At 40.0% G+C, this 4,275-nt stretch carries 4 protein-coding genes and 1 pseudogene; 4 read left to right on the top strand and 1 reads right to left on the bottom strand.

Going from position 1 to position 4,275, the window contains the following annotated elements; genetic code table 11:
* The 4 genes and pseudogenes from Q7U33_RS06185 to Q7U33_RS06200 all read left to right on the top strand — a co-directional run.
* Window positions 1-425, top strand: a pseudogene (locus Q7U33_RS06185) (ribonucleoside-diphosphate reductase, adenosylcobalamin-dependent); the annotation flags it as partial.
* Window positions 426-649: 224 nt separating this feature from the next.
* A complete protein-coding gene (locus Q7U33_RS06190; RefSeq protein WP_304858764.1) occupies window positions 650-1,348 on the top strand; it encodes an NrdJb in 699 nt (232 codons plus the stop codon).
* Between the two features lie 42 nt (window positions 1,349-1,390).
* Window positions 1,391-2,353 (top strand): hypothetical protein, encoded by a 963-nt coding sequence (locus Q7U33_RS06195; RefSeq protein ID WP_304858765.1) that lies wholly within the window; start codon window positions 1,391-1,393, stop codon window positions 2,351-2,353.
* A 339-nt stretch (window positions 2,354-2,692) separates the two neighbouring features.
* Window positions 2,693-3,472, top strand: coding sequence for a DUF6216 family protein (locus Q7U33_RS06200; protein ID WP_304858766.1), 780 nt, complete (start codon window positions 2,693-2,695; stop codon window positions 3,470-3,472).
* A 58-nt stretch (window positions 3,473-3,530) separates the two neighbouring features.
* Here the strand turns inward: Q7U33_RS06200 and Q7U33_RS06205 are convergent.
* On the bottom strand, window positions 3,531-4,275 hold a 745-nt coding region (locus tag Q7U33_RS06205; protein ID WP_304858767.1), incomplete at its 5' end, for a bestrophin family protein.

Here is a 4,275-nt window from a genome sequence, read left to right on the forward strand (position 1 = left end):
CAAATGCAATGCCATTTAGCGACAAACCAGAAGAACAATTGCCAGAATACTTCCTAGATTCTTCTAGCATCATGGCAAAAGCGCACGTGGATATTCAAGCGGCATCACAAAAATGGATTGATAGCTCAATTTCAAAAACCATTAACGTGCCTACAGATTATGATTTTGAAGACTTCAAAAACATCTATTTATACGCTTACGACAAAGGCTTAAAAGGTTGTACAACTTTCAGATTTAACCCTGAAGCGTTCCAAGGTGTATTGGTGACAGAAAAAGACTTAGAAAGTACCACTTACAAATTCACTTTGGAAGATGGCACTGAAATTGAAGCCAAAGGTAATGATGAGATTGAATATGATGGTGAGATTCACTCGGCGGCTAACCTATACGATGCACTAAAAGAAGGCTACTACGGAAAATTCTAGTGTTTGCCTACTGCGCTCACCATTGCGGTGTTGAAAAGCAGTTTTAAATCCTCATGTACTATTTGTACACTCCGGTTTAAAACCGCTTTTCGCCTAGCACTGGCATCGCTCGTAACGGCAACCATCTAGCATTTAAAAATAGCAATAAGCCGTCATTGACTTAAAGCTAGACAACAAACAACAAAGGAACGGGAAAGCCAAAAAGACCCCACAGGAGAACAGACATGGCCATTAAAATTGAAAAGAAAATCGTTAGCTACAACCTAGTGTCAGAAGAAGACAAAGCGAAAGCTGCTGAAGCCAAAGTAGCAGAAGCCAGCACCAACGTTGTGCAACTAGGTGAGCCACTAGGCCGCCCAGAGAAGTTGGTAGGCAACACCTACAAAATTAAAACACCAGTAACAGAGCACGCGCTCTACATTACCATTAACGATATCGTGATGAACGAAGGCACGCCACAAGAACACCGCCGCCCGTTTGAAGTGTTTATTAACTCCAAAAACATGGAGCACTTTCAATGGATTGTTGCCCTAACCCGCGTGATGTCAGCTGTGTTCCGTAAGGGTGGCGATGTGACCTTCCTGGTAGAAGAGCTAAAAAGCGTATTCGAACCAAGCGGTGGCTACTTCAAAAAAGGCGGTAAATTTGTCCCTAGCTTAGTAGCAGAAATCGGTGAAGTGGTAGAGCAACACCTTCAAGAAATCGGCATGCTTAAAAAACCAGGCTTAGATGAACACCAACAAAAATTGGTAGAAGAGAAAAAAGCAGAATACCTAGAAAAACACGCAAAATCGGGTGAAGAAGTCAATGACGAAGGCTTTCCAAAAGGTGCGCAGCTTTGCAAGAAGTGTAATACCAAAGCTAGCATTATTATGGATGGGTGCTTAACTTGTTTGAATTGTGGTGAGAGTAAGTGTGGATAATACAAAAGGGGCGAAAGCCCCTTTTTAATTTTGAGGTAATTAATGAGTGAAAATTGTCCAGTATGTTCATCAAAATTAACCAACTATAAACCAAATCCTAATGGAATTGATGCTTCTGTATTTGAATGCCCAAGATGTGGGGAGTTTGCTTTTAGTGAAAGCCTACTCGCATCATTTAATAACATATTACTTCGTGATATAGATGCCGTGGCTAAAATTAGCCATGCGATTAGACAGTCCCAAGATAAAAATAGCGGGTTGAAAATAATCAATACACAAACAATAGATTCAATTCTTACGCGGCCTTTACCACGGCCTAGAGAGCAAGCTGATCTGCTAATTAGATGGCTAGCTGAAAATATTAAAGGACCAGGGGAGTTAGAGTGGGTAGAGTTTAGAACACACGGCTCAATAATTGGTAGCAAGAGTCCTCCTGGTTTTGAGCTGATTTTGGATTATTTATTTGAAACGGGATTTATTACTGGAAATCAAGCTAAAACGATAGGTGGAGGAGATAGGGCCTATGCTACTTTGACTTTTAAAGGCTGGGACTATTTTGAAGCACTTAAGAAAGGTGAAGCTGTATATCGCAAGGGATTTATGGCAATGAAGTTTGGTGAAGAAACGCTAAATAATGTCTTAGAAAATGTATTTAAACCAAGTGCGTTAAGAGCCGGGTTCGAGTTGTTCAAGCTTGATGATGTACCTAGGGCTGGGCTTATTGATGATCGTTTGCGTGTTGAAATTCAATCTTCAGATTTTTTGATAGCTGATTTAACTCATGATAATTTGGGGGCTTATTGGGAAGCAGGGTATGCTGAAGGGTTAGGTAAACCTGTTATTTATACCTGTGAAAAGTCTAAATTCGAAGAGAAAAAAACTCACTTCGACACTAATCATCATCTAACCATATTATGGGAGCCAGCAAGACCAGAGGTCGCAGGCTCAAATTTAACAGCAACTTTGCGAGCGACTCTGCCGCAAATTGCAAAGCTAGTTGACTAGCTTCCAATATAGCCAAGTAGGGTGGGTAACTTGTTACCCACGCGTCATCATCTAAACTCTCACCACTCCCTTTCGCCCTTCGGCGAGTTTCTTTCTTTTGCTTAGCCAAAAGAAATGAAACCAAAGAAAAGGCTACCCCCTACCGCTTGTTTCCTGTGCTGCTCAGCTTTATGGGCGGCAATCGGAAACTCGCTCCGCTCAAACAGCCGCTTGCCGAAGACTCCCATAAAGCTTGCGCTGCTCGGCGCGGCAAAGGGGTTGAAAGGATCTGTGGACGTATACAAGTAGTACTTGTGATAGAGTAAAATTTGGAATGAGAATTAGTTTAAGGTTAAGAACATGACGTCATTGAATTCAATATTAAACAATTTCTATTTAGTATTAACAGGCCCAATAATTATTATCACGATGGTTATATTCGCTTGGTTTAGAGCTGGGACGATAATAAGTTTACTAGAAAGACTATGGAGATTAATTGTTGGGAAAGTTGAGGTAACTGACCAAAAGTTAATAAAGTTTAATAAGCAAATGAGAGATATAGAACAGTTTAATTTTGTGTATGGGCTAAAAGTAAAATCTATTGAACAAATGCATCAAGTAATTGAATGGATAGGAGAGAACAAACTAGGCTTTATCGATGTGATAAGTGCAAAAAAATGGATTGATACTCACTCTATGAATATCCAACTACCTCCTAGAGGTTACATCTGGTGGAGATTTGTTGGTTTTTTGTTATGCGGAGTCTTGCTGGCTTTGAGTAGTATTGCACTCGGGTCAAATTCGGTATTAGTTCAATTTAAAACTTCAAAAACATGGTTCTTATTAGACCAGAGTAAGGCACAGGGGCTTATAGGCGACTGGATTTTGGAGGTTAAACAATGTGATGGTCTGGAAAGCAATAAATTATTGGTAACCACCAAGCTCACTGAAATTGAAAATCAATTAATTTGTGAATCATTCAAAGAAAAAAGTTTTGTAGAGTATTTGGATAAAACATTACATTCCCAGAGACTACTATCTGGCTTTATATTTTGTGTATTCTTGATGTGGATGGTTGTGATAGTGATGCAAACACAAAGCTACCATGCTGCAAAAAGAATAAAAGACTCTTTGAATTAGGGCTAGGCAATAAAGTTATGCTTACCCTATTTGAATCTATAGCACGCGGTGTAGGTCGTTAAAGCAATTCTTCCACATGTTTTTTGATATTTGAGGCAATTTTTTTGGTGGGTAAGTCGTTATCATCTCCGCCAAATGGGTCTTCAATCTCTTCGGCAATCAGTTCTAAGCTTGCTAACACATAGAAAATAAACACCACGACTGGAATCACGTAGTAACCTAAGCTAAACACATAGCCAAACGGTAGTGTCATGACATAAAAGAAGATGAATTTCTTAATAAACGCGCTGTAAGAGTAGGGAATCGGTGTGTTTTTAATGCGTTCGCAGGCGCCACAAATATCGGTAAATGATTGTAGTTCGGCGTTGATAATATAAAACTGGTCGCCTGTCATTTTGCCAGATGTATATAAATCATTGGCTTTGTGAAATAAAATTTTAGCCACTTGGTTCGGGCTGTGTTTGTGGTGGTCGATTTCTAAATCTAAGCCTTCAAACAACATTTGGCTGACTTCTTCGTTGGATAAATGTTTAGAAAGCACTGATGCATAGGTCGGAATAGCTTTTCTAAAGAAGTTGCGGTCGCTTTCTTCGGATAAATAAGCGGAAAGTTTAAGGGCTAGGTTGCGGCTGTTGTTGACTAATGCGCCCCATGTTTTTCTGCCCTCCCACCAGCGCTCGTAAGCGGTGTTGGTTCTGTAAGCCAATAGTAATGACAATACAAAACCGACGGTGGTGTGCATTAAGGGGATATTCTTCACATGACTTTTATCAGAAAGCTGCCAAAATTCTATTTCCAAGTAG

Source organism: Methylotenera sp., assembly GCF_030653755.1.
Taxonomy (GTDB): Bacteria; Pseudomonadota; Gammaproteobacteria; order Burkholderiales; family Methylophilaceae; genus Methylotenera.